29 protein-coding genes and 1 tRNA gene are annotated in these 22,711 nt (G+C 56.8%); 14 read left to right on the forward strand and 16 right to left on the reverse strand.

Annotated features, from left to right (window positions below):
* The first annotated feature begins 18 nt into the window (after positions 1-18).
* From BK660_RS24060 to BK660_RS24090, 7 genes are all read left to right on the forward strand, one after another.
* Positions 19-231: an HAD family hydrolase gene (locus BK660_RS24060; protein WP_123435406.1), complete on the forward strand. Its 213-nt coding sequence runs from the start codon at positions 19-21 to the stop codon at positions 229-231.
* 214 nt (positions 232-445) lie between these two features.
* Entirely contained in the window at positions 446-1,060 is a 615-nt protein-coding gene (locus BK660_RS24065) for a DsbA family protein (protein ID WP_123435407.1), read from the forward strand.
* Positions 1,061-1,289: 229 nt separating this feature from the next.
* A complete protein-coding gene (locus BK660_RS24070; RefSeq protein WP_123435408.1) occupies positions 1,290-2,576 on the forward strand; it encodes an OprD family porin in 1,287 nt (428 codons plus the stop codon).
* A gap of 231 nt (positions 2,577-2,807) precedes the next feature.
* Positions 2,808-3,557, forward strand: coding sequence for a 2OG-Fe dioxygenase family protein (locus BK660_RS24075; protein WP_123435409.1), 750 nt, complete (start codon positions 2,808-2,810; stop codon positions 3,555-3,557).
* 46 nt (positions 3,558-3,603) lie between these two features.
* Positions 3,604-4,017 carry a GNAT family N-acetyltransferase gene (locus BK660_RS24080; protein WP_185045211.1) on the forward strand — a complete coding sequence of 138 codons (414 nt, stop codon included), beginning with the start codon at positions 3,604-3,606 and terminating at the stop codon, positions 4,015-4,017.
* Complete coding sequence (locus tag BK660_RS24085; RefSeq protein ID WP_046031272.1) at positions 4,014-4,733, forward strand: AzlC family ABC transporter permease; 720 nt, start codon at positions 4,014-4,016, stop codon at positions 4,731-4,733. Before BK660_RS24080 ends, BK660_RS24085 begins: the two co-directional genes overlap by 4 nt.
* Positions 4,712-5,029 (forward strand): AzlD domain-containing protein, encoded by a 318-nt coding sequence (locus BK660_RS24090; RefSeq protein WP_081743912.1) that lies wholly within the window; start codon positions 4,712-4,714, stop codon positions 5,027-5,029. Before BK660_RS24085 ends, BK660_RS24090 begins: the two co-directional genes overlap by 22 nt.
* Here BK660_RS24090 and BK660_RS24095 read toward each other — a convergent pair.
* Entirely contained in the window at positions 4,946-5,872 is a 927-nt protein-coding gene (locus BK660_RS24095; protein ID WP_123435410.1) for a LysR family transcriptional regulator, read from the reverse strand. The genes BK660_RS24090 and BK660_RS24095 overlap by 84 nt on opposite strands.
* Positions 5,873-6,579: 707 nt before the next feature.
* Positions 6,580-6,873, reverse strand: coding sequence for a DUF3077 domain-containing protein (locus BK660_RS24100; RefSeq protein WP_123435411.1), 294 nt, complete (start codon positions 6,871-6,873; stop codon positions 6,580-6,582).
* A 573-nt stretch (positions 6,874-7,446) separates the two neighbouring features.
* Between BK660_RS24100 and BK660_RS24105 the strand changes: the two genes are divergently transcribed.
* The 5 genes from BK660_RS24105 to BK660_RS24125 all read left to right on the forward strand — a co-directional run bounded on the left by BK660_RS24105 (position 7,447) and on the right by BK660_RS24125 (position 9,982).
* Positions 7,447-7,764 (forward strand): transcriptional regulator, encoded by a 318-nt coding sequence (locus BK660_RS24105; protein WP_123435412.1) that lies wholly within the window; start codon positions 7,447-7,449, stop codon positions 7,762-7,764.
* The gene (locus BK660_RS24110) at positions 7,754-8,038 is read left to right on the forward strand and encodes a helix-turn-helix domain-containing protein (RefSeq protein ID WP_185045209.1); all 285 of its coding nucleotides are present in this window, start codon (positions 7,754-7,756) and stop codon (positions 8,036-8,038) included. Before BK660_RS24105 ends, BK660_RS24110 begins: the two co-directional genes overlap by 11 nt.
* A gap of 314 nt (positions 8,039-8,352) precedes the next feature.
* Entirely contained in the window at positions 8,353-8,574 is a 222-nt protein-coding gene (locus BK660_RS24115) for a tautomerase family protein (RefSeq protein ID WP_123435413.1), read from the forward strand.
* Positions 8,571-9,227 (forward strand): DsbA family oxidoreductase, encoded by a 657-nt coding sequence (locus BK660_RS24120; RefSeq protein ID WP_123435414.1) that lies wholly within the window; start codon positions 8,571-8,573, stop codon positions 9,225-9,227. Before BK660_RS24115 ends, BK660_RS24120 begins: the two co-directional genes overlap by 4 nt.
* Before the next feature lie 44 nt (positions 9,228-9,271).
* Complete coding sequence (locus tag BK660_RS24125) at positions 9,272-9,982, forward strand: SDR family NAD(P)-dependent oxidoreductase (RefSeq protein WP_046031261.1); 711 nt, start codon at positions 9,272-9,274, stop codon at positions 9,980-9,982.
* A gap of 182 nt (positions 9,983-10,164) precedes the next feature.
* Here BK660_RS24125 and BK660_RS24130 read toward each other — a convergent pair whose 3' ends face one another.
* The 9 genes from BK660_RS24130 to BK660_RS24170 all read right to left on the reverse strand — a co-directional run bounded on the left by BK660_RS24130 (position 10,165) and on the right by BK660_RS24170 (position 17,271).
* A complete protein-coding gene (locus tag BK660_RS24130) occupies positions 10,165-11,076 on the reverse strand; it encodes an Abi family protein (protein WP_123435415.1) in 912 nt (303 codons plus the stop codon).
* 233 nt (positions 11,077-11,309) lie between these two features.
* On the reverse strand, positions 11,310-11,522 hold the full coding sequence (locus tag BK660_RS24135; RefSeq protein ID WP_059181808.1) for a hypothetical protein: 213 nt from the start codon (positions 11,520-11,522) through the stop codon (positions 11,310-11,312).
* A 225-nt stretch (positions 11,523-11,747) separates the two neighbouring features.
* Positions 11,748-11,823, reverse strand: a tRNA-Thr gene (locus tag BK660_RS24140).
* Between the two features lie 77 nt (positions 11,824-11,900).
* Positions 11,901-12,725, reverse strand: a complete 825-nt coding sequence (locus tag BK660_RS24145) for an FkbM family methyltransferase (RefSeq protein WP_123435416.1) — start codon at positions 12,723-12,725, stop codon at positions 11,901-11,903.
* 342 nt (positions 12,726-13,067) lie between these two features.
* Positions 13,068-14,297, reverse strand: coding sequence for a methyltransferase (locus BK660_RS24150; protein WP_123435417.1), 1,230 nt, complete (start codon positions 14,295-14,297; stop codon positions 13,068-13,070).
* Positions 14,278-14,967 carry an ABC transporter permease gene (locus BK660_RS24155; protein ID WP_123435418.1) on the reverse strand — a complete coding sequence of 230 codons (690 nt, stop codon included), beginning with the start codon at positions 14,965-14,967 and terminating at the stop codon, positions 14,278-14,280. The genes BK660_RS24150 and BK660_RS24155 overlap by 20 nt, the downstream gene beginning before the upstream one ends.
* Positions 14,964-15,659: an ABC transporter permease gene (locus tag BK660_RS24160; RefSeq protein WP_123435419.1), complete on the reverse strand. Its 696-nt coding sequence runs from the start codon at positions 15,657-15,659 to the stop codon at positions 14,964-14,966. The genes BK660_RS24155 and BK660_RS24160 overlap by 4 nt, the downstream gene beginning before the upstream one ends.
* A 78-nt stretch (positions 15,660-15,737) precedes the next feature.
* Positions 15,738-16,484 carry an ABC transporter substrate-binding protein gene (locus BK660_RS24165; protein ID WP_123435420.1) on the reverse strand — a complete coding sequence of 249 codons (747 nt, stop codon included), beginning with the start codon at positions 16,482-16,484 and terminating at the stop codon, positions 15,738-15,740.
* Positions 16,485-16,497: 13 nt separating this feature from the next.
* A complete protein-coding gene (locus BK660_RS24170; protein ID WP_027922189.1) occupies positions 16,498-17,271 on the reverse strand; it encodes an ABC transporter ATP-binding protein in 774 nt (257 codons plus the stop codon).
* Positions 17,272-17,823: 552 nt separating this feature from the next.
* On the opposite strand from BK660_RS24170, the gene gabP reads away from it, so the two are divergent.
* Together gabP and BK660_RS24180 are read left to right on the forward strand one after the other, a co-directional pair.
* Positions 17,824-19,215, forward strand: coding sequence for a GABA permease (gene gabP, locus BK660_RS24175; protein ID WP_123435421.1), 1,392 nt, complete (start codon positions 17,824-17,826; stop codon positions 19,213-19,215).
* Between the two features lie 382 nt (positions 19,216-19,597).
* Positions 19,598-19,924 (forward strand): hypothetical protein, encoded by a 327-nt coding sequence (locus BK660_RS24180; RefSeq protein WP_123435422.1) that lies wholly within the window; start codon positions 19,598-19,600, stop codon positions 19,922-19,924.
* 81 nt (positions 19,925-20,005) lie between these two features.
* Here the strand turns inward: BK660_RS24180 and vapC are convergent, their stop codons facing one another.
* The 5 genes from vapC to BK660_RS24205 form a co-directional block, all read right to left on the reverse strand.
* Positions 20,006-20,413, reverse strand: a complete 408-nt coding sequence (gene vapC, locus BK660_RS24185) for a type II toxin-antitoxin system tRNA(fMet)-specific endonuclease VapC (protein WP_123435423.1) — start codon at positions 20,411-20,413, stop codon at positions 20,006-20,008.
* Positions 20,413-20,643: a type II toxin-antitoxin system VapB family antitoxin gene (gene vapB / locus BK660_RS24190; protein WP_008149391.1), complete on the reverse strand. Its 231-nt coding sequence runs from the start codon at positions 20,641-20,643 to the stop codon at positions 20,413-20,415. Before vapB ends, vapC begins: the two co-directional genes overlap by 1 nt.
* 183 nt (positions 20,644-20,826) lie before the next feature.
* The gene (locus BK660_RS24195; RefSeq protein WP_123435424.1) at positions 20,827-21,279 is read right to left on the reverse strand and encodes a hypothetical protein; all 453 of its coding nucleotides are present in this window, start codon (positions 21,277-21,279) and stop codon (positions 20,827-20,829) included.
* 6 nt (positions 21,280-21,285) lie between these two features.
* Positions 21,286-21,702, reverse strand: coding sequence for a hypothetical protein (locus tag BK660_RS24200; protein ID WP_123435425.1), 417 nt, complete (start codon positions 21,700-21,702; stop codon positions 21,286-21,288).
* Positions 21,703-21,731: 29 nt separating this feature from the next.
* Entirely contained in the window at positions 21,732-22,706 is a 975-nt protein-coding gene (locus BK660_RS24205) for an alpha/beta hydrolase family protein (protein ID WP_123435426.1), read from the reverse strand.
* Positions 22,707-22,711 lie beyond the last annotated feature (5 nt).

A 22,711-nucleotide genomic window follows, 5' to 3' on the forward strand; every position in this document is an offset into this window, starting at 1 on the left:
CCAGGAGAGAGCGCTGAAATGAACGCCGAAGTGAACGTAGTGAGCGAGCGGGCGTTGCATCCCCTGGCAATTAATAGCGAATCGCTCCAGGTCCTTGCGCATTGGTTCAAGTCCAATGGAACGCGTCAGATCAGTGAACCTGATCCGCGCCGGATGATGATCGAGCGCTACCCCGCTGGCTTGTTCAGCGAAGCGGAGCTGGAAGCGTTGTGGGATGTGATGGAAGGATAAGAAAAATAAACAAAGGATTGATAAAGCGCTGCCGGGATGGCGGCGCTTTTTTATGGGCGATGGTTTTTTCAGGACCACTGAAGGTCAGAGATCGGCCTGCATTATTTGACCGATCCACGAAACAGACTGAAAGCCATTCCAGCGTTTTTCCGCAATCACCTGAGGATTAGTCTGCCGGCATTAAATTTTCCTACTTTGATGCCGGAGCCTTCCGATGATCCTTCATTACATTTATGACCCATTGTGCGGCTGGTGCTACGGCGCCAAACCGCTGGTGCAGGCTGTCCAAGGCGTGTTGCCAGTAATTGCCCACGGTGGCGGCATGATGACGGGCGCCAACCGCAAGGCTGTTTCACCACAACTGCGCAATTACGTGATGCCCCACGATCGACGCATTGCCGAATACAGCGGCCAGCCTTTTGGCGAAGCGTATTTTGAAGGTCTGCTGCGCGATGAAACGGCGGTGTTTGATTCTGCGCCGCCGATTGCGGCAGTGCTGGCCGCTGAGCAAATCGCCGGGCGCGGGATTGAGTTGTTGGGGCGTTTGCAGACCGCGCATTACGTTGAAGGTCGGCGCATTGCCGATGAGTCGGTGCTGCTTGAGTTGGCAACAGAGATTGACCTGGAACCTCTGGCCTTCGAAGCGGCCTTTCAAAGTGCCAAGACCGGTCAGCACATCAAGGACAGTCGCGCCCTGTTGGCCAAGGTCGGCGGACAAGGTTTTCCGACACTGGCGCTTGAGCGAAATGGCCAGTTCACATTGGTTGATGTCAGCCCGTGGCTCGGCAAACCCGAGGCGTTTGCGACCTGGCTGGCGCAACTAGCTTAGACGTTTTTCATCTATCCATAGTCAATTCATCAAATTGACACAGCATTATGGGCGCGACTAGGATCCCGCCCAACGCCTGTGGCTAACCGCCACGACTCACAAAATAATAAAAGGTCCGCCACGATTTTCTCGTGCGCGGACCTTTTTGTTTTGGGGTGAAAAAAGAGTGCGATAGCGCCGTTTCAGCCGTTCGACACAGCGCGTTTCAACCCGAAATAAGGAAAACAAAATGTTGAACAAGCGAATCAGCCTGATCGCTCTGGGGATGTTGAGTGCTACACAGGCCATGGCTAACGACCAGGCCGAGTCCAAGGGTTTCGTTGAAGACAGCAGCCTCAAAGTGCTGCTGCGCAACGCCTACATCAACCGTGATTACAAAGACGGCAACCCGGATAAATCCGAGTGGGGCCAAGCGGCCATCGGCACGTTCTCGTCCGGCTTCACCCAAGGCACCGTCGGTGTCGGTGTCGACGCTTTCGGTCTGTACGCCCTCAATCTGGAGCGCAGCGAAGACCGTAGCGGCGCGCAAGGCATCGACTTCTTCAAAAAGGGCGACAGTGGCCAGCCGGCTGATGACCTGTCCAAGGGCGGCGCCGCGATCAAGTTCCGCCTGTCCAGCACCACGCTGACCTACGGCGACCAGATGCCGGCCCTGCCGGTGTTGAACTACGACAACTCGCGCCTGCTGCCAGAAAGCTACACCGGCACCTTGATCACCTCCAAAGAGATCAAAGGCCTGCAACTGGACGCCGGTCGTTTCACCGCCGAATCGCGTAAAAGCGCTGAAGGTCGTGACAGTGGTGGCTTGAAGTCGATCAACGTCTTGGGCGGTAGCTACCAGTTCACCGAACAATTCAAAGGTGCGCTGTACGCCTCCGACGTCGAAGACGTGTTGAAGAAGCAATACGTGAACGCCAACTACCTCTTCCCGATCGACAAGGATCAGTCCCTGACCCTGGACTTCAACGGTTACCGCACCAAGCTGGACGATTCCTACGTCCGCGAAAACGGTATCACCGGCGACGACAACAAGATCTGGAGCCTGGCCGCCACCTTCGCCACCGGCCCGCACTCGTTCACCCTCGCGCACCAGCGCAGCACGGGCGACAGCAACCTCGGCTACGCCTACGGCGGTTATCAGAAAGACCAGGGTCGTGTGGGTGACGGTGGCAACACCATCTACCTGGCGAACTCCTACTGGTCCGACTTCAACGCCGAAGACGAACGCAGCTGGCAGTTGGGCTACGGCCTGGACTTCAGCGCGTTTGGCGTTCCGGGTCTGACGTACAACGTGGCGTATGTGCGCGGTGACAACATCACTACGTCCACCAGCGAAGGCGGGACCGAGCGCGAAATCTTCAACCAGTTCAAATACGTCGTCCAAAGCGGCCCGGCCAAAGACCTGAGCGTGAAGCTGCGCAGCTCGGTGCTGCGCGTGTCGCAGAAGTCCAGCGAGTACAACGTCAGCGGTAACGAACTGCGTGTGTTCGTGGATTACCCGATCAACGTCTTCTGATGATCGATAAGCGTTAAAAAAAATCGAAAATCCCTCGACTGGCTCGGGGGATTTTTTTGCCTTGTGAGGGTGAAAATGCGCTAAAAACCGCTGTTTTCAGTCGTAAAAAGTCAAATTGCAGCTACTTCAAACCCCGTTTCAAGCAACGCTTGATATGCCTGAAATTCTTTCTCATGGACGCAAATCCTGTGCTCTCTAGATTAGGTTGCTAAATGCACGGAGATTTTGAAAATGCTCGTTTTGAACAAAGAAGTGGGCGAATCGCTACGGCGCGACAAATACGTCAACGTCAAAAGTAGTGACTTCAATCTGTTCGGTCACTTCTCCGACTTCGTCAGATTGACCAGAAGTTGGGAAAACATGGAGCCCGACAGTTACTACGGTCAGGCCGAGGCGGGCAATCGGTACCGACGCTACAGCGATTTCGAATACAACCCGGTGACGCGCGAGCTGACGCAACTGGAGCACCGCGCGTACGTCCAGTCCAAGGCCAACAACGCCTACGTGGGCGGAATGGTCCGGCACTTCCAGGACTTCTCCGATGAAATCATTCATTCGCCGGTGATGCGCAGCCTGATCGACACCGATTTCGAGGTGTACAAAAACGTTCTGCCGCCGGAACTGCACGACGAAATCTGGCAATGCCAGATTCACCAGATCCGGATCGAGATCAAACCAGGCAAGCAACTGGAGATCACCCCGGAAGGTATTCACTGCGACGGTTACCCGTTCAGCGGCGTGCATTTCTGGGGACGCAATAACGTGGAGGGGGCGGAAAGCCGCTTGTACAGCGCCCATGAACAAGAGCATCTGGCGTCGACGACTTACACGGACATTCTCGATACCACTTACTTCCTGGATCGGGACATGCGCCACTACGTCACGCCAGCGCGCAACACCCATTCCCACGCCATGGCTTATCGGCAAATTCTGGCGATCTCCTTCTCGCGGCCCGGGACCGCTTTCGACATTGTTCGCTGAACAGTACAACGCCGCGATCAGACTCGCCGAGTGCCCTGCACCGGTGATGTTGAGGCGTACGACAGCCAAGGATGCCCAGCGTCTGGAGCGTTTCTTCCGGCAATTCGAAGAGGTGTCTTTCTGCGAATGGCAGGACGCCAAGTGTCTGCGCGGTGTATTGGTGCAAAAGACCACCACCGCCTTCATCGCGCTGGACACCAGTGGCGAAATCGTCGGCGCGGTGCTCGGCGGCATGCTCGGCAGTCGTGGCACGATCAACCATTTGGCGGTGAGCCCGCTGTATCGCAGCCAGGGCGTCGGTCAACGGCTGGTTGAGGCGGCTTCGGCGGACATGAAACGCGTGGGCGTACTGCGCATGTTCCTGTTTGTCGACGATGCCAACCTCGCCGGAAAACGCTTTTGGAGTGCCCAGGGTTTTTGCGAACCGCGTGGCGAAAGAACATTTGAGAGGGACCTATGAATGAGACGTCCAGCAGCCGCCCGCTGATGGTCGGGCCGCAACAACGTTCGCGCACCTTCGCAGAAGCAAGCCCCGTAGTGGCGGGCTATTTCACGGTGTCGTTCGTGTTCGGCCTGATGGCGGTGAATGCCGGGATGCCAGTGTGGTTGCCGGTCGCGATGTGCCTGTTTGTCTACGCCGGTGCTTCGCAGTTCGCCGCGTTGGCGCTGATTACCAGTGGCGCGTCGCTGACCACCATTGTCCTCACCACGTTTCTGATCAACGCGCGGCACATGCTGATGTCCGTTTACATGGCCAAGGCGTTGCAGGCGATGGGGCTCAGTCGACTTGAGCGTTGGTGTTACGCAGGCGGGTTGACCGATGAATCGTTCGCCTTCCACAGCGTCAAACTGGGCAAGGGTGCGCCGGTCAATGTGCGCTACCTGATCGGCTTCAATCTGTTTTGTCACACCTCATGGGTGCTCGGCGGTTTGCTCGGGGCGATTTGCGCGCAGTACGCGGCGCACTTGATCAAGTATCAGCTCGACTACGCACTGACGGCGATGATGCTCTACGTGCTGGTTTCACTGTGCAATACGCGCAACAAACTCATCGCCGCATTGGCCGCGGTCGCCTGCATGGGCGCACTGAGCCTGGTCGGCAGCTCGCCGTTCAACGTATTCATCGCCACCTTTGTGGGCTGCGGGGTGGGTGTATGCCTGACCAAACGTTCCTGATTCTGGTCGTCGTCCTGATGATGGCCGTGACCTTCCTGCCGCGTGCGCTGCCGCTGCAAGTGAACACCGACCATTGGCCGCCCTTCGTCGCCCGTGCGCTGGAATACTTGCCGGTGGCGATCGTCGCTGCCATCAGCGTTACGCCGTTGTTGATCAAGGATCAGCACGTGCAGCTCGATCGCCCGGAATTCTATGCCGCGATTCCGACGTTGTTATGTGCGTACTTCAGCAAAAACCTCTTTCTCTCCGTTGCGGTGGGCACGGCTGCGTACATTGCGCTCGGTTCGTTCATGTAGCGGCAGGTCGACCACATCGTGCAACGCCTGGCCCGACAACTCAGGGTTGTTGACCGCCAACCGCACTTCGAGGGCATCCTCGAAGCCAGGGAAAATGGTCAAGCCGTTACGTTGGGCCGCATCGCGAGACACCATGCCGAGGCCATCCATTTGCGTGATCAGCGACAGCGTCAGCGTTTCACTGCAGGAGTAGACCATCCGCTTGTTCGACTCGTAATTGCCAAGACCGGCGTCGAGAAAGCGCAAGAAGCTGTGGGAATACGGACAATCGTCAGCCGGACGCACCTGAAACTTGTTGCCAAGCATCACCAGCGGATCATGTTCCTGGCCGCAATGGGCACCGACCACCTGCACCTGAACCTCGGGCAGGATGATGCTCGGTAATCCCGGCTGCTGCGGGCCGATCAACACCGCCAGGTCGAAGTCTTCGTTCTTCAGCTTGCTGAGGTTTTCCATCGACTCGGCGTAGCTGAATTCCAGCTGATAGTCGGGAAACACCTCAATCAGGCGTCCGATCATTCGCCGATTGAAGTCAGACGAAAGCGTCGTGTTCAGCGCCACCCTGAGCGTGCGCTGCCCAGGCTCTTTCAACGCTGCGACTTTTTCTTCGAGTTGCCGCGTGGCCACTAACACCTTGTCCATGAAAGGCGTGAGTTCCGTGCCCTGCGTGGTCAGGGTCAACCCCTTGTTGGAGCGACGAAACAACCGAAAACCAAACTGCTCTTCGACCTTGTTCAACTGCGCAGCCAATGCCTGCACCGTTAAACAGGAATGCTCTGCCGCCGCCGACAATGAGCCGGTCTGCACAATGCGCATCAGGTTGCGTAGGGTTCTGCTATCCATTGGGTAATGCCCTCTAAAGTGGGCTGGCTATTGTTGAGTACCTGGCCGTCGGTTGGGCGATACGTGCTGGCTATAATCCTGCACCTGAACCCGCTTGTCCCGAGTTTAGTAGCGAAATGATGCTGGCGTCCGATGGTTGGAGGGTTGTGTAGGGTCGGGGGCTTTTGGGGGAGGGCGGGTGATCGGGGTCGAAGAATGCTCGGACCGGGAGGTTTGGGCATTTTTTTGTGTGGGAAATGGGGATGGCGGTGCGGGTTTCTACCTGCGGGTGGTTCAGAACCAAACTCGTGAAGTTGCTAATTTCAAGCAGAAAAAAAGCAGCCATTCAGGCTGCTTCAAAAACAAGAGATCTCACCCGAGCGCTGATGTTCAAGTCATTAACGGGGTTCCTAACGCCGACTATCGCCACTTGAAGGCAGTCGGTTTCGCGTTCTTGGAGGCAAGTCTCGGCAACGGTGGGGCTTGTGTCAACTCAAGGCTATAAACGCTGGTTTTCAGAAGTGGGTGAGAACCGAGCGGGTATGCAACGTTTGTTAATACTTCAGGGTGATATGGCCGATTTCGAAACGTTTTTATGCAAAAGGTTAGTTTTATGATCGTTTTTGTGCACGAAAACTCGTTTTTATGCAGAAGGCCAAAATTTCTAATGATGTTCCTCAAGCATAAAAGCCTCGAGCAATTCGAGGCTTTTCTGTATGCGGTTTAAATCATGGGGTGACGTTACTGGATCGGTTGTTACACGGTGCGGCGAGAACCTTCACCACGTCATCGATGATTGCCTTACTCATATCCTGCAAGTAATGAGGCGCCCAGGCATGCCGGTCGGTATCGCGAACCATCGCGGCATCTGATGCGAGAAGCTTGGCGATGTGGAGCAGATCGGAAGCGTGGGAGAGGGCCTGGATCACCGGAACGCCGGCGTTGATGCGGAACAGCGCATCGTTGGCGTGGTAGGAGAAAGGGGTGAGGCCGATGGTTTTGAGGTCTTGAGGGTTGGTCATTGGGCACCTCCGGTTTTTGGGCGGTGGTGGGTGATGGCAGGCGTAGCAGAGATGGAAGTTTTGAACGGATCAATAGCGTGCATTGCAATACTCCAAAAACAAATTAGAGCTGTCACATTCGTTCTCAGGCGAATGGGTGGCAGCTATGCGCAGGCTGAGAAACCGGTATGCACGACCCGGCAGACCCTAAGGTCTCCCACGCACAGCCGCCATTGCACGGAAATGCAGGCACAAAAAAACGCCGGCAATCGTGATTTAGGGCGCTGGTGCGCGCGCATATTACCCGGGTTCTCAGGCCCGGTCGCTGAATTGGCAGCGACGACCTGAAGGTAGCTTGAGAGGGAAGGATGCGCAATCGTGGCTAGGTGGTGGCGTGGGGGAACGTTTTCGTGATTTTTATGGCTGGGTAATTTTCATAACTCCGGCAATCAATTTCCAACGGCTCTAGACTCGGGTTGTAGCTAAATTGAATTTTGTTCGATGATGGAGTGGATATGCATAGCACCCAGCGTCAGGTCCGATCAGACAAACGTGCATTGCTCACCTATACGGCAAAGCCGTATAGTCACGCCCATGTTCACGATTATCGAAACCGAAATTTTCAAGCGTCATGCTGAATCCATCTGGGACGATGGCGAACGTCATGAATTCATTACTTGGCTAGCGGCTAACCCGTTGGCCGGCGATGTGGTTCCTGGCAGCGGCGGTCTACGCAAGGTTCGTTGGTCCCGTAGCGGGATGGGCAAACGAGGTGGTACACGTGTCATTTACTACAACACGCTTTCAGAAGGCTCTATCTGGTTGTTGATCGCCTACACCAAGGCGAAATTCGACAATTTACCCGCAGCCTTCCTCAAGCAACTGAAGGAGGAAATCAGCGATGGTCAATGAACTGGAGCAATTCCAGCAGGACTTGCTGGACTCTGTGCGGCAAATGAAAGCCGGCAAAGCGGCTCGCGTGACTGAGGTGCCTCTGTCACCGGCTGCCGAAGCGCGCGCCAAAGTGGGTGTTTCTCAAAGCGCGTTCGCCAAGCTGATTGGAGTCAGTTTGCGGACGTTGCAGGATTGGGAACAGGGGCGTCGGCAACCGACGGGAGCGGCTCAGACATTGTTGCGTGTTGCGAGCCAGCATCCTGAAGCGTTACGTGATCTGTATGTAGCTTGAGAAAATATAATGATTTTCTGAATTGAGAGTTCTGGCACTCTGAGAGTGCCAGAATTTGCTACCTACCTTTAGCGTTTACGACGAATAAAAATCCGAAACGGCGGGCCGTTAGCTCGCCGAATCACCTTTCCAGACTTGGTGCGCATCGTTATACGATAAATGACCTCGCAGCCTTCGTCCTGTTGGCTGAATCATTACACCAAGTAACTAATGATGTTCCCGCCCCCACCTTTTTCCCCTCCAGCTAACGCCCTACATTGAGCTCCAACGCCTACCCATTCATTCCGAAGGGCAGGTCACTTGGAGATTCCCTCATGCCTTTTGTCAGCGTTCGCATTACCCGCGATGGCGTTACCTCAGAGCAGAAAGCTCAGGTGATCGCCGAAATCACTGAAACCCTGGAACGCGTCCTCAAAAAGGATCCGCACCTGACCCACATCGTGATCGAAGAAGTCGACACCGATAACTGGGGCTACGCCGGTATTACCACCACCCAGTACCGCAAAAAACTGGCTGAGGCGGAGGGCAAGCCATGACCGCGTCCGTCTCCATCGACTTCATCTCCGACGTGGTGTGCCCGTGGTGCGCATTGGGCGCGACGGCGCTGGAGCAGGCGATCGAGAACGTGGCCGGTGAAGTGTCGGTGGCGCTGACCTTCAAGCCCTTCGAGTTGAACCCGGACATGCCGGCAGTCGGCGAAAAAGCTGTTGAGCATTTAATGCGCAAGTATGGACGCACCGCCGAGGACGTCGCCGCCGGCAAAGCCATGCAAATCGCTCGTGGCGCGGCCATCGGTTTCACGTTCGATCTGGAGAAGCGCACGCACTTCTACAACACGTTTGATGCGCACCGGTTGCTGTTGTGGGCGTTGCAGGAAGGGCGGCAGATCGAGCTGAAGAAGATCCTGTTGCGCGCTTACTTCACCGATGGCCAGAACCCGAGCAACCGCGAAACTCTGGTTCGTCTGGCCGGGGAAGCAGGACTGGATGTGGCGGCTGCGCAAGAGGTGTTGGCATCCGGAGCGTTCGCGAAAGAAGTGCGCGAGCTTGAGGCGTTCTACCGCCAGCACGGCATCAACTCGGTCCCGGCCATGATTCTCAACGGTCGTCACCTGGTGTCCGGATCGCAGTCGGTCGAGTACTACGAACAAATGTTGAGACAAATGGCCAAGGCCCCCGCCGAAGCCTGATTACTTACTTTTTTAAATCATCTTTTAATTAGCAGAGGTTCATCATGAGCAATTCGAAAAAAGTCATCGTCATTACCGGCGCATCCCAAGGCCTCGGCGCAGGCATGGTCAAAGCATTCCGTGATCTGGATTACAAGGTTGTCGCCACTTCGCGTTCGATCAAACCGTCTACCGATCCAGACATCCTCACCGTGGCAGGCGACATCGGCGACCCGGCTGTTGCGCAGCAAGTGATCCGTGAAGCGATCGCCCGTTTTGGCCGCATCGATACTCTGGTCAACAACGCCGGGATCTTTATCGCCAAACCGTTCACTGCGTACACCGCTGAAGACTACGCCAATGTGTTGTCGGTGAACCTGAATGGCTTCTTCTACATCACCCAGCTCGCGATCAACGAGATGGAAAAACAGGGCAAAGGCCATGTGGTCAACATCACCACCAGTCTGACGGACCATGCGGTTGATGGTGTGCCATCGGTTCTGGCTTCGCTGACCAAAGGTGGCTTGAACGCGGCGACCAAATCCTTGGCGATTGAGTACGCCAAGCGTGGGATTCGGGTGAATGCGGTTTCGCCAGGCATCATCAAGACGCCGATGCATGGTGAGGAAACGCACGAAGCGCTGGGCAATCTGCACCCGGTTGGGCATATGGGCGAGATTAGCGACATTGCTCAGGCGGTTGTTTACCTGGATAGCGCGAACTTTGTTACTGGTGAGATTTTGCACGTGGATGGTGGGCAGAGCGCTGGTCACTAAGGCTTGGTTTCTCCAGCGCCAGAAACAACAAAGCCCTCGTATTTCTACGAGGGCTTTGTTTTGTATGGTCCTGGCAAGGGAAATAGATCCGTCCCGTTTTTCCGCTTCAAACATACCGTAGGCGGTAAAAACGGTATTGATTAAATGAGCTCATCTACTTCACCCGGTGACTATCACCCTAATTACCAGCCTGTGGCGTCAGTCTTCCAGAGCTCAGGAAAGCCCATACGCTGGAAGAGCGCTGCGCCATACCTTTGCTCCATTGAGGTGAGTCTTGCTTTGAAGGTGCCGTTAAATCCTATGGAACTCAGCAAGACATGAATCACTGTTAACGAAGCGTAGACCGTCTTGTTGTCGCTGAATTTGATGCCTTTGAGCTTCAGGTTGGTTGGGGAAACCCCAATTTTTACGTCGATGAACCGGTCGTGGTGGGCTGCCATATTCCGAAGCACTGTCAATGCATGCAGCCAGCTTTCAAAAACCTCTACCTGCGTGATACCGAATTTTGATGAGATGATTTTCCTATCGGTCGGATCTCTTAGCATTGCGAAGATTTTCGACCAGGTGCCCAGCGTCACGCATTCGCTCATAGCCCAGCTTGGGGGGAGGTAGGGATCGTCGTAACTGTCGTAATACGCTTTTATGTAAAGCCGAGATGATGCTCGATCAACCTCCCCCTCAATTTTCGACAGCATTTGCCCGATGCCAACACGTCCTTTCGGGGCAAAAATCTCATTTTTTAGATACCAGTGCGGTGAATACTTCAGGCTCAGGAGGTTGCAGATCACGGTGCGCACCGCAACCTCAAGCCTTTCCGCCGATTCCATAATAATCGCGCGGATTTCTCGATCACACTCATAGCGCTCAGAGATATGTTCGAACGTTGTGTTGGGTAGGAAGATTTTGGTCGTAGGCTCTTGCAGCTGGTACCAATATCCTTTGAGCCGGAAATGGCCTACGTACGCAATATATTTGAGGGCCATGTCGTCATCGTTGACGATCAGACCTTGCGTTTTTAGCTTGGCGAGCAGTGCCTGGGGGGTAAAAGCTGATTTTGAAAATGGAAGCTTCGTCACAAGTGCCCTCTTGGCCATGCTCAAATTCCAGGCAAAAAAAACTCGCCTTTTGCACGCCTGCTTTGAGGCAGGACCCTACCCGTTGGGCAGGACGTGTGGCGAGTGTGTTGACTCAAGGTTATTCGTGATTGACGGTGTGGTCAATCCAAAATAGATAACCAATGATAACGGCAGGTAAAACAGCAGGTGAAAAGAACCTGTAAAAGAACGGTGCCGGCAGCAGATGGAAAACTAAATCCGTGCCCTTATTTCTACAGACAAGAAAGCTCCACATCTTCGTCGTCAGGGACTTCGTCCGTAACAATCACTCGTGCGTGCGCGCTGTGTTCGTCTTCCATGCGCAACCCGAAGTAGCGAGTGTCGTTGGCGTCCCAAAATGCCTCTATCTGCGCCATGGGTGCATGTTCAAGCAGCACCTCGGCGCTGTGCTCCAAGATGATCGAGTAACGTCGTTCGGTGTTCATTACAAAGGGGCTCGCAACGGCGGAGAGGGTTGTGCATAAGCACTGCTGTCATTATGCCGCTTCACAGCTTTTCGACCGTAACCGCTCATCGTTTCGGGGAGGGATGTAGATGCGCGGTACCAGAATGGGATGCGTCGATTCGCCATCCTTTAGCTAGAGGGGCGAGCGTAAGACCCACAAACGAAAAAGGCCCACCTTTCGGTGAGCCTTTTTCGATATTGCGTATGGTGCCGGCACCAGGAGTCGAACCCGGGACCTACTGATTACAAGTCAGTTGCTCTACCAACTGAGCTATACCGGCGTGTTGGGCGACGATTATAGCGATTGGGATGGTTCTGTAAACCCCTGAATTCAGACTATTTTTGCGCAGGCTTCAGGTCAGGCGCGCAGCAGGGTTTTCTTGAGTTTCTGGATGGCTTGCCAGGTGCGGCTGTTTTGCATCGCGCGCAGCTGTGCTTCGGCCTGTTCGGCGCGTTGCAGGGCGGCGGCGAGTTGCTGTTCGGCGTCGCCGACGGGGTGGCTGAAGTTGTGGCCTTTGCAGAACTGGAATTCGTCCAGGTTGCAGGGCGGGATGTCGAAGGCGGGTTTGAGGTTCAGGTGTTCTTCGGCGAGGTAGTAGGTGTTGATGCCGTCGAACAGGATGGACTGGTAGCCGGCGCCGGTGACGAGGGTTTCCCAGGTCTGGTCGCGGTCCCACGGGGTTTCGATGAGGATGACCCACGGCCGCCACCGGGTGAAGTCCATGCCGCGCAGGACGGTTTCTTCGTGGCCTTCGACGTCGATTTTCAGGAAGTGGATCGGGCGGCCCTGGGCGTGTTCTTCACAGATTGAGGTCAGGGTGCGGGACTGGACGGTTTGGCTGCGCACGTCCATGCCGGCATCTTTGTGCATTTTCGCCATGGCCGGATCGACAGTCGAGAGCCCGGTGCCGGCGATGCCGTAGAAGGTCAGGCTGTCGGTGCTTTCCCCGGCCACGCATTGCAGGTTGGTGTCTTTGGGACGTTGCTGGCACAAGGCTTCGTAGTAGTTGGGCATCGGTTCGACGTTGATGCCTGTCCAGCCGTGGTCGTAGAACGCTTTGGTGACCGAGTCATGGGTCGGATCGTTGGCGCCGACGTCGATATAGAAGCCGTTCTCGACGGTTTTGAGGGCGCGCCACAGGCGTATGTCTTCGAAGTTCTGTGCGTAGGAAATGAACGTCACTGTCGCATCCTGTCGGTCGAATTTTCTTGTTCGTGGCCGCGCTGACGGCGTCCTTGCGTGTTTGTATAACAAGAGTCGAGTGGAGGTGCAATTTTCCCCGCGTGAGGTCCGGGTTTAGGCGCTTATGTCCTTTGCATTGAATGCTTATGCACAACGGCAGCGGTGGCACTCTGCGCTCACCGGTGTTTTTGTGGACCTGTTCTCATTTGGCTGCAAATCCCTGTTTTTCAGGATTTTTTCGTGAGTGTACGAAAAATGAACAGTTCAGTTTCACCCCTGAAACAGCCGTAGATATTGGATCCACGATAATTTCATCAACAGAGTTATCCACAGGCTGTGGCTTTACGGGCGTTCCGCCAAGAGCAGGAAATTACGTGGCGTGAGCGGGGTTTCGCAGAAGGTCCCGAGGCGAACGGTGTAACCCTGATCGACAAGGAAAAAGGCGCGGTCGAGGACCAGCCAAAGCTCCAAGGGGCGTCGGAAAAGTCCGCGTAGCAGCTCCAGATTGCGCACTTGCGCCAAGCGTTGCCATCCAGCAGCTTCGAGAGCGGACCAATCTTGCGAACCGACTGTGGATAACTCTTTCAATGCGGCCAGATGATGGCAGTAGTCAGCGAAGGATTTATCCAGCCAGGCACTCGGCAGCGAAGGGGTGGGCAGGTATTCATCGACGCCGCGCAGTTGCCGTTGCAGCAGGTCGAAACCCAGGCGTCGGGCCATGGAGGTGTCGCGTTGACGTCGCACGCGAGCGCCAGCGGTGACGGTTTCGCTCATGGGCAGGGCGAGATCGTCGAGAGACAGCTGTAGGTCGGATCGTAAACCGACCGAGGAAAGCGGCTGATAGGCCGACTGATTGATCCGGTTATAACAGCACGGCGCGATTGCCAATTGTTTGCAACCCGCCGCGCTGGCGAGCTGGATCAGCCGCACATGCAAATCACCGCAGGCGTGCAGCGCCACCGGGGTGTGATCAACGTTCAATAAACTCGCGGCGCCAGGCGCGAGCACATCCTGTTCGACGTGCAGCGCCCTTAATTGATGACGCTGGCTGAGTGCCTGTCCGCTGGCCACGAGGGCCGGGTCGTATTCCAGGCAGGTCAGTTGTTGCCCGGTTTGCAGCAAACGCCGACCCAAGTGGCCCTTGCCCGAACACCAATCCAGCCAGTGCTTCGGCGCCACCGCAAACGACAGGCGACTGGCAAACGCTTCGATCTGTTGCCACTTGCGCCCCGGTACATCGACGTTCAGCCGATGCCCGGCAGCTTGCAGCGAATGCGCCGGTAACTCGCCGACCGTACTCAGCTCAAGCGATAACGCCGCCAACGAAGCAAACGGCTCCGGCGCATCCAGCAAACAAGGTTGGTTATGAGCAGATTCTGCGTCGTCCAGCGACTGTTCCCGTAGCCAAAGTGCCAACTCCGGGTAGGACGTTTCCCAAGGCAGGTGCAGATGAGTAAACGGACGCGGCTTCCACAGTGCTTGATGCTCGATCAGGAAAGCTTCCAGCGCGGTGAAGCGGGCGAGCAGGTCCTCGCCCGTCAGCACGTTGGAATCAACGCCCTTGGCAGGCATCGACGCGCAACCAGCGCTCCAGCAGCTTGAAGCCGCGAACCAGTACGTAAGCCATCAACAGATAGAACATGCCTGCGGCGAAGAAGATCTCCACCGGCAGGTAGGTCCGGGCAATGATGGTGCGGGCCATGCCGGTCAGTTCCAGCAAGGTCACGGTACTGGCCAGCGCGCTGGCCTTGAGCATCAGGATCACTTCGTTGCTGTAGGCCGGCAGGCCGATGCGCGCGGCTCGCGGCAGGATGATGTAGAACAGCGCTTTGGCGCGGGACATGCCCAACGCGCGCGCCGCTTCGATTTCACCCGGTGGAATCGCCTGGATCGCGCCGCGCAGGATCTCGGCGATGTAGGCCGCGGTGTGCAGGGTCATGGTCGCTGTGGCGCACCAGAACGGATCGCGCAGGTACGGCCACATCGAGCTGTTACGAATCGCGTCGAACTGCGCCAGGCCGTAATAGACGAGGAACAGCTGAACCAGCAACGGCGTGCCACGGAAAAAGAAGATGTAGCCGTAGGGAAATGCCCGCACGTACCAGAGCCGCGACGAACGCGCGATGCCCAACGGAATCGCCAGCAGCAAACCGGCGATCACGGCGATGGCCACCAGTTCCAGGGTCAGCGTTGCGCCTTGGGCCAGTTTTGGCAGCCACTTGATGATGACTTCCCAGTTCATTGGGTGCTCCTCGCGAAGCCGCGAGCGGCACGTCGTTCCATCAAGTGCATGCCGCTCATGGCGAGCACGGTCAGGCCCAGGTACATGAACGCGGCCACCATATAGAAGGTGAACGGTTGCTTGGACACGGTCACGCCGATTTGCGCGTGGCGCATGATTTCTTCCAGGCCGATGACCGATACCAGCGCGGTGTCTTTCATCAGGATCATGAACAGATTGCCAAGGCCCGGCAGGGCGATGCGCCACATCTGCGGCATGATCAGTCTGGTGAATATGCGGAATTTCGACAGGCCCAGCGCCACACCGGCTTCACGATGCCCTTTGGGAATCGCCAGAATTGCGCCGCGAAACACTTCGGTGGCGTAGGCGCCGAAGCACAGCCCCAGCGCAATCACGCCAGCAGCGAAGGCATTGAGCTCGAGATCGGGATTGCCGAAAAACTCGCCCAGGGCACGCATCAGGTTGACCGTGCCGAAGTAGATCAACAGCACCCAGAGCAATTCCGGGATGCCGCGAACCAGTGTCGAATAAGTGCCGCCAAGCCATTGCAACGGCTTGTACGGGGATGTCTTGGCCAAGGCGCCGAGCAAACCGAGCACCAGCCCCAGACACAAGGCCGAGAGTGCCAGTTTCACAGTCATCAGCGCGCCAGCGGCGAGCGCCGGGCCGAATCCGTAGAGATCGATAGTCATGGGTTTCTTTTCAAATCGCGGCAGGCAATGCCATGGACTGGCGCCGTTAGCGAACGGCGCCGGTCCGGCAGGTCAGAATCAATAGATGCTGAACGGGAAGTACTTGTCGTTGATTTTCTTGTAGGTGCCGTCTTCGACGATTTCCTTCAGGGCGAGGTTCAGCTTCGCGCGGATCGGGTCGCCTTTACGTACCGCGATACCGATCTTGTCGCTTTCTTCTACCGGATCACCCTTGAATTCGTAGGACCGGCCGGCGTCGCTTTTCAGCCATTCGTAGTTGACGTACTTGTCGGCGAGGATGCCGTCCAGACGACCGGAAGTCAGGTCCAGGTAAGCGTTTTCCTGGGTGTCATAGAGTTTGACTTCGACGCCTTCCATGTTGTCTTCCATCCAGGTGCCGGCGAGGGTCGCACGTTGTGCACCGATCACTTTGCCTTGCAGGGAAGCCTTGTCGGTTTTGAAGTCGACGTCTTTCTTGGCGATGAACTGGAGTTTGTTCGAGTAGTACGGGTCGGTGAAGTCCACCGCGCCCTTGCGCTCATCAGTGATCGACATCGAGGAGATCAGGAAGTCGAACTTCTTGGCGTTCAGGGCCGGGATGATGCCGTCCCAGTCGGAGGTCACCACGGTGCACTCGACTTTCATCTTGGCGCACAGGGCGTCGCCGATTTCCTTGTCGAAGCCGACGACATTGCCACTGGCATCTTTATTGTTGAACGGCGGGTAGGCCGCTTCGATGCCCATCTTCAGGGTTTCGGCCATGGCACCGGCGCTGAACGCGAGGGTGACGGCGGCAGCCAGGAAGACTTTTTTGAAGTTCTGCATGCGGGTAGCTCCGTTAGCGGTTGCTGGACATGAATTGTTTGCAGCGTGCCGAAAGCGGGTTGTCGAACACCTGCTGTGGCGATCCTTGCTCTTCTACCAAGCCTTGGTGGAGGAACACCACTTCGCTGGAGACCTGACGGGCAAAGCCCATTTCATGGGTCACGAGCAGCATGGTGCGGCCTTCTTCAGCCAGTGCGCGGATGACATTAAGTACTTCCTGGACCATTTCCGGGTCAAGGGCGGAAGTCGGCTCGTCGAACAGGATCACCTTGGGTTGCATCGCCAGCGTGCGGGCGATGGCCGCGCGTTGTTGCTGGCCGCCGGACAATTGCGCCGGGTAGGCGTGACGCTTGTCGGCGATGCCGACCTTGGCCAGCAAGGCTTCGGCGACTTCGATGGCTTCGGCTTTGCTTTGCCCGAGCACGCGGCGCGGCGCTTCGATGATGTTGTCGAGCACGCTCATGTGCGGCCAGAGATTAAAGTTTTGAAACACAAAACCAATCTCGCTGCGCAGACGGTTGATCTGCTTGCCGTCGGCAGCGACCAGTTCGCCATTTTTCGCGGCTTTGAGTTTGAGTTCTTCGCCGGCCACCAGGATCTGGCCCTGGTGCGGGTTTTCCAACAGGTTGATGCAACGCAGGAACGTGGACTTGCCGGAACCGGAAGAACCCAGGATCGAGATCACGTCGCCGTCGCGGGCGGTCAGCGAGATGCCTTTGAGCACCTCAAGCTGTCCGTAGCGTTTGTGCAAGTTGCGGATTTCAAGCGCGGGCGTGGCCTCAGCCATGTGCGTTCCTCATAGTGTTTCGCTCCTGCTGTTGGCGGCCTTCCTGGCGAGGCGGCCAAGCTAGCATAGCGTTTGAATGGCAGCCAACAGCGCTGCGGGCGGTAAACGGACGTGACGTGGCAGGTTGTCGCATCGCTACAGCAGACTGTCGCGCTGCTATCAACCGAACAGCCGTTTGAACCAGTTGCCCGGCGGGTGTCGTGTAAAAAAGGGCGCGATGTTGCCAGCTTTGGCGGGGGGTTGGAAGCGCTAACCGGCCAAACGTTCCTGTTCTGCACTTATATTGTGCGTCGAGGATTTTCCGGGCGTGTTTCCGGTGCGCGGATTCGTCCTTGAAAGTGAGTCGCAGGGTAACGCTTTGGCAAAGTGCCATTATTTTCAATGGGTTGCGATGACTGTCCGGTCTGGATGAGATCGCCGTGGTAGACGGTTTTGAAATATTTTGGCGCAATTATTGCGTACAGAATCCAGAACGCCCCGTTGGTTTCTTTTTACGAGAAAGAAATCGAGGCGGGATGCACGCATTCGCTTTTCCTTACAAAGGTAGTTTCAATGAGCAGTACCCCAAGCTCCAATGGCCTCGAACAGGGGCTCAAACCGCGTCATGTGACCATGCTGTCGATTGCCGGGGTAATCGGCGCCGGCTTGTTCGTAGGCTCGGGTCACGCCATCGCCGCCGCAGGCCCGGCCGTGCTGTTGGCTTACGCCGCCGCCGGTATGCTGGTCGTGCTGGTGATGCGCATGCTCGGCGAAATGGCTGTTGCCTCGCCGGACACCGGCTCCTTCTCGACGTATGCTGATCGCGCGATCGGCCACTGGGCCGGTTTCACCATCGGTTGGTTGTACTGGTGGTTCTGGGTATTGGTAATCCCGTTGGAAGCCAACGCCGCCGCGACCATCCTGCACGCCTGGTTCCCGAACGTGGCGATCTGGGCTTTCACGCTGATCATCACCCTGCTGCTGACGGTGACTAACCTGTTCAGCGTAAAAAACTACGGTGAGTTTGAATTCTGGTTCGCCCTGATCAAGGTCGTGGCGATCATCGGTTTCATCGCCCTCGGCGTAATGGCGATCTTCGGTTTCTTGCCGAGCAGCCAGGTCAGCGGCGTTTCGCACCTGTTCGACACCCAAGGCTTCCTGCCAAACGGCATGGGCGCGGTACTGGGCGCGATCCTGACCACCATGTTCTCCTTCATGGGCACCGAGATCGTGACCATCGCGGCCGCGGAATCGAAGAACCCGGGCCAGCAAATCTCCAAGGCTACCAATTCGGTGATCTGGCGGATCGGCTTGTTCTACCTCGTATCGATTTTCATCGTTGTGGCCCTGGTGCCGTGGAACGACCCGATCCTGGCCAGCGTTGGTTCGTACCAGACTGTGCTTGAGCGCATGGGTATCCCGAATGCCAAGCTGATCGTCGACATCGTGGTTTTGGTTGCTGTGACCAGCTGCCTGAACTCGGCGCTGTACACCGCTTCGCGCATGATGTTCTCCCTGGGCAAGCGCGGTGATGCACCGGCCGTTTCCCAGCGCACCAACAAGAGCGGCACCCCATACTGGGCCGTCATGCTGTCCACCGGCGCTGCGTTCCTTGCGGTATTCGCCAACTACGTGGCCCCGGCCGCTGTGTTCGAATTCCTGCTGGCCAGCTCCGGCGCCGTCGCGCTGCTGGTGTACCTGGTGATCGCCATTTCACAACTGCGTATGCGCAAACAGCGCATGGCTCGCGGTGAAAAAATCGCCTTCAGCATGTGGCTGTTCCCGGGCCTGACCTACGCGGTGATCATTTTCATCGTGGCGGCCCTGACCATCATGTTGTTCCAGGAAGCGCATCGCGTAGAGATTCTCGCGACCGGCCTGCTGGCGCTGTTGGTGGTCGCGGCAGGCGTGCTGGTTGCTCGCCGTCGTCACAATGAGAAGCTGAGCGCAGCCTTGGCCCGCTGAGTGATCTGACTCACGCCAATAGTTGTTGAGACACCGAAACGACCGCCATCAGAGATGATCGCGGTCGTTTTTTTTGCCTTTCATTCAGGTGCTTTATTGGGTAGCAAGCGGATAGACACGATGATGGCAAGATAGTAGCCTTTGCGCCGAATGTGTATCCCGCTGTTACGGGATGCGATGGAGTTTCAGGACACGGATTGTTCGACGCCCTCAGCCTTTGCGGCTAAAAGCCCCCCGACCCTTTCTTGCCTGCTCCTTCATCTGCGGTGTGTTCACAGATGCATTTGCGTGTGCCTGCCGTTCAAGCGGTAGATCGGAATCAGCGCTGCATGGAGCTAGCCCGGCCATTCAGCCAACCCATTGGGGCATCAAGGAGACAGGCATGGCGTTTACATCGGTTGTGTTCAAAAACCCGAATACCGGTGCCATGAAAGAAGCGCCAATCGGCTTCTCGTGGACCGTATTTTTCTTTGGCTTTTTCCCGGCCTTGTTCCGTGGTGACTTCAAGTGGGCAGCGATCATGTTCGTCGTGGCCTGCTTCACCTTCAGCTTCAGCAACCTCGTGTTCATGTTCATCTACAACAAGCTGTACGTGAAGGACCTGATCAATGACGGCTACAAGGCTCAGTCCATCGCCAAAGGCGAACTGGGCTATGCCAGTGCCAAGCTTGGCTTTGATATCCCGCGTCTGGATGGTGTTGCTGCCTGATAGTTGGTTGAAGGCGTGAAAAAAACGGCCGCTGTCAGAGATGACGAGCGGCCGTTTTTTGTTTGAGTGGCTGTGTCCGACTCAAGCGGGGTGAACCCAGTCTTCTACACGTAGTCCGGGGACCCGTTCGAACTCGCGCAGGTTGTTCGTTACAACAATGAGCCCGCGTGAACGGGCATGTCCCGAAATCATGTAGTCGTACGGGCCAATGGGGGTGCCCGCCCTTGCCAGCTCTGACCGAATCATTCCAGTGTGCGCGGCCGCGTCATTGTCGAAAGGCAGGACCTCAAGGCGTGCTGCGAAGCTCTCGACCACCGCCAGATTCTTTTCGGGAGCCGCAGATTTTTCAGCGCCGTAGATCAATTCCATCAACGTGACTGCACTGATGCATAACTGCCCGTCGTGAAGGTTGAAAGCTTCTCTTACGATTTGCGGTTTGTTTTTGATGGTGAAGATGCAGATGTTGGTATCGAGCATGAACTTGATCATCAGAACGACTCACGCTCCTGTTCGAAGGGTTGGTCGCGGTCAGTCATAAAGTCTGCGCTTACGCCATCTCCATCGAACCAGCTATCCCAAGTTTCGTCCGCTGGGGTGATGATGCGAGCCCTGCCGATGGCGACTACGTTGACTCGTTTTACATCGCTTGGCATGGCGACAGCTTTCGGAAGACGGACAGCCTGGCTTCGATTACTCATGAAAAGGGTGGTCTGTTCCATTTCTGGCCTCCGGCTTTTGGGGTGTGTTGAGAGTCCAAAGAATAGATTTAAAGAGGGATATGTCAATGGGATATACCTTTCCGCTGACGAGAGGTAGCGGAAGAGTCCTTTTGCAACGGTTTCCATAAAAACGGCCGCTGTCAGTGATGACGAGCGGCCGTTTTTTGTTTCTGCCAAGCGCGTTTACTCGCTCTTTTCTTCCTGCGCATCCAGCGCCTGACGATAGCTGTCCAGTGCATTACCGAAGTCAGTGATGAACTGCGGCTCGGTCAGCCAGGCCTGAGCCGTTTCCCGGTCCATGCCATCAGCCCACATGCGGTAGTCGAGCAGCATGTCGGCGGCCAGGTGGGTGGCGGCCATGGCTTCGTTGTCGGCGTTTTCCATGTCCAGCAAGTCTGGATGGTCGCTGATGATGCCGGCGAGGTCCGACAGCAGGACCTGAAGCATGTCGCTGCGGCTGGTGGCTTCGGCGTCGTGCATTTTGCTGAACATCGCCAGGGTGTATTCCGGGATCGGCTCGCCGATTTCGTCCAGGTCATCGTCCAGCGCGGCGGGTTTACGGCCGTGGATGTTGATTTGCTTGGCTTTGGCCTTTGCGCGCTTGGCGCGTTTTTGTTGCTTGTTCAGGGATGCCATGGGAGCTCAGTTTGCTTTCTGTTGGGTTTGCGCGGCGATGATATCGGACGCTGCGACATAGTCAGCCTGGAAGGCTGGTGATTCGATCCACGCCAGGGCACCGGCCTCGTCGACTTCGGTCGACCATTGGCGGTACTCGATCAGCGCGGCGAGAATGAAGTCCATCGCGCCTTCTTCGCCTTCCTGTTCGTAGACCAATTCCAGCAGCGGGTCTTCCAGGAAGGCCACGCACATCGCTTGCTGGCTGGTCTTTTCGGCGTCGATCATTTTCTTGAACAGCTCGGTCAGGTCCACCGATTCGAAGTCGATGCGATCGTCGTTCGGGTCCAGCTCGACCGGCGCGGTGGCACGCTGGGTGCGGTTCTGCTTGGCCTTGGCTTTGGCGCGGGTAGCGCGTTTGTGCTGCTTGTTGGCGGAGGCCATGTTCGTCGTTCCGTATTCGTTGAGAGGGCTTAGCTGCGCGGGACTCGCCGCCCGGGTGTGTCGGGGGCCAGTTCGGCGTTTTGCAGCCAGGACAATGCAATGGGCCATAGTGTGGCTTGGTATGCGCTGCGAAAAAAGGCGAAATGTCCGACTTCTTCTTCGCCGATGTCTTGCGGGGTGATTCGCAGATGGGTGCGGGTGCTGTGGGTGAAGTAGTCGAGCAGGCGTTCGATGGCCGAAATCGTACCGTAGGGATCGTCGCTGACACTAATCGCAAGGATGTTTGCGCTGACACGCTCGAAGGGCAATCGACCGGTTCCGCCCTGCAGGCGCCGACCGCTGGGGCGTGTTTCAAAGCGGTCGGTCGGCGTACTCCAGTCACGAACCACGCCGGCTGGCGTGTCTTCCAGCCAGCCGAGGCGTTTACCGGGGAAGTAGCCGTGGAACATCGTCATCAACGGCATCACCACGTGCCACTTGCCGAACATCCGCCAACGATGGGCGGGCGCATAGTCGCGCCAGTAAGCGAATTGCGCGCCGACCGTCACCATCCGTCGAATGACATGCCCGGACGCTCCCAGGCCCGCTGCACAGCCGCCAAAGCTGTGGGCGACGACATCGATGGGCTGCCCCGGGAATTGACGCTCGGCGCGCTTGAGCATCGCCTCAAAGTCCAGCGCGCCCCAGTCGGTCCATGAAGCGTCGAGGTTTTTCAGCGAGGCGGGGCGAGATTCGCCGATACCCCGGTAATCGTAGGTGATGACATCGAACCCGTTGGCGAACAGGTAATCGGCAAAGCGTGAGTAATGGCGGCAGCGCACCGAGGTGGCGGCGTTGATGATCACGACGGGGCGGGCCGGGTCTGGCGGGGTGTGCCGCCAGGTGAAGCCACCGAGGATGAAGCCGTCTGCGGCGGTCTCCTTGAAGGAAGTGCCGGGTGGGGTGGCAGGCAATGGCAGCTCGATCTGAGCCGGCGCCAGTGCAGGCGTGTCCTTGAAATTCATCGGTG

It is taken from the genome of Pseudomonas brassicacearum, assembly GCF_003732265.1.
Lineage (GTDB): Bacteria > Pseudomonadota > Gammaproteobacteria > Pseudomonadales > Pseudomonadaceae > Aquipseudomonas > Aquipseudomonas brassicacearum_D.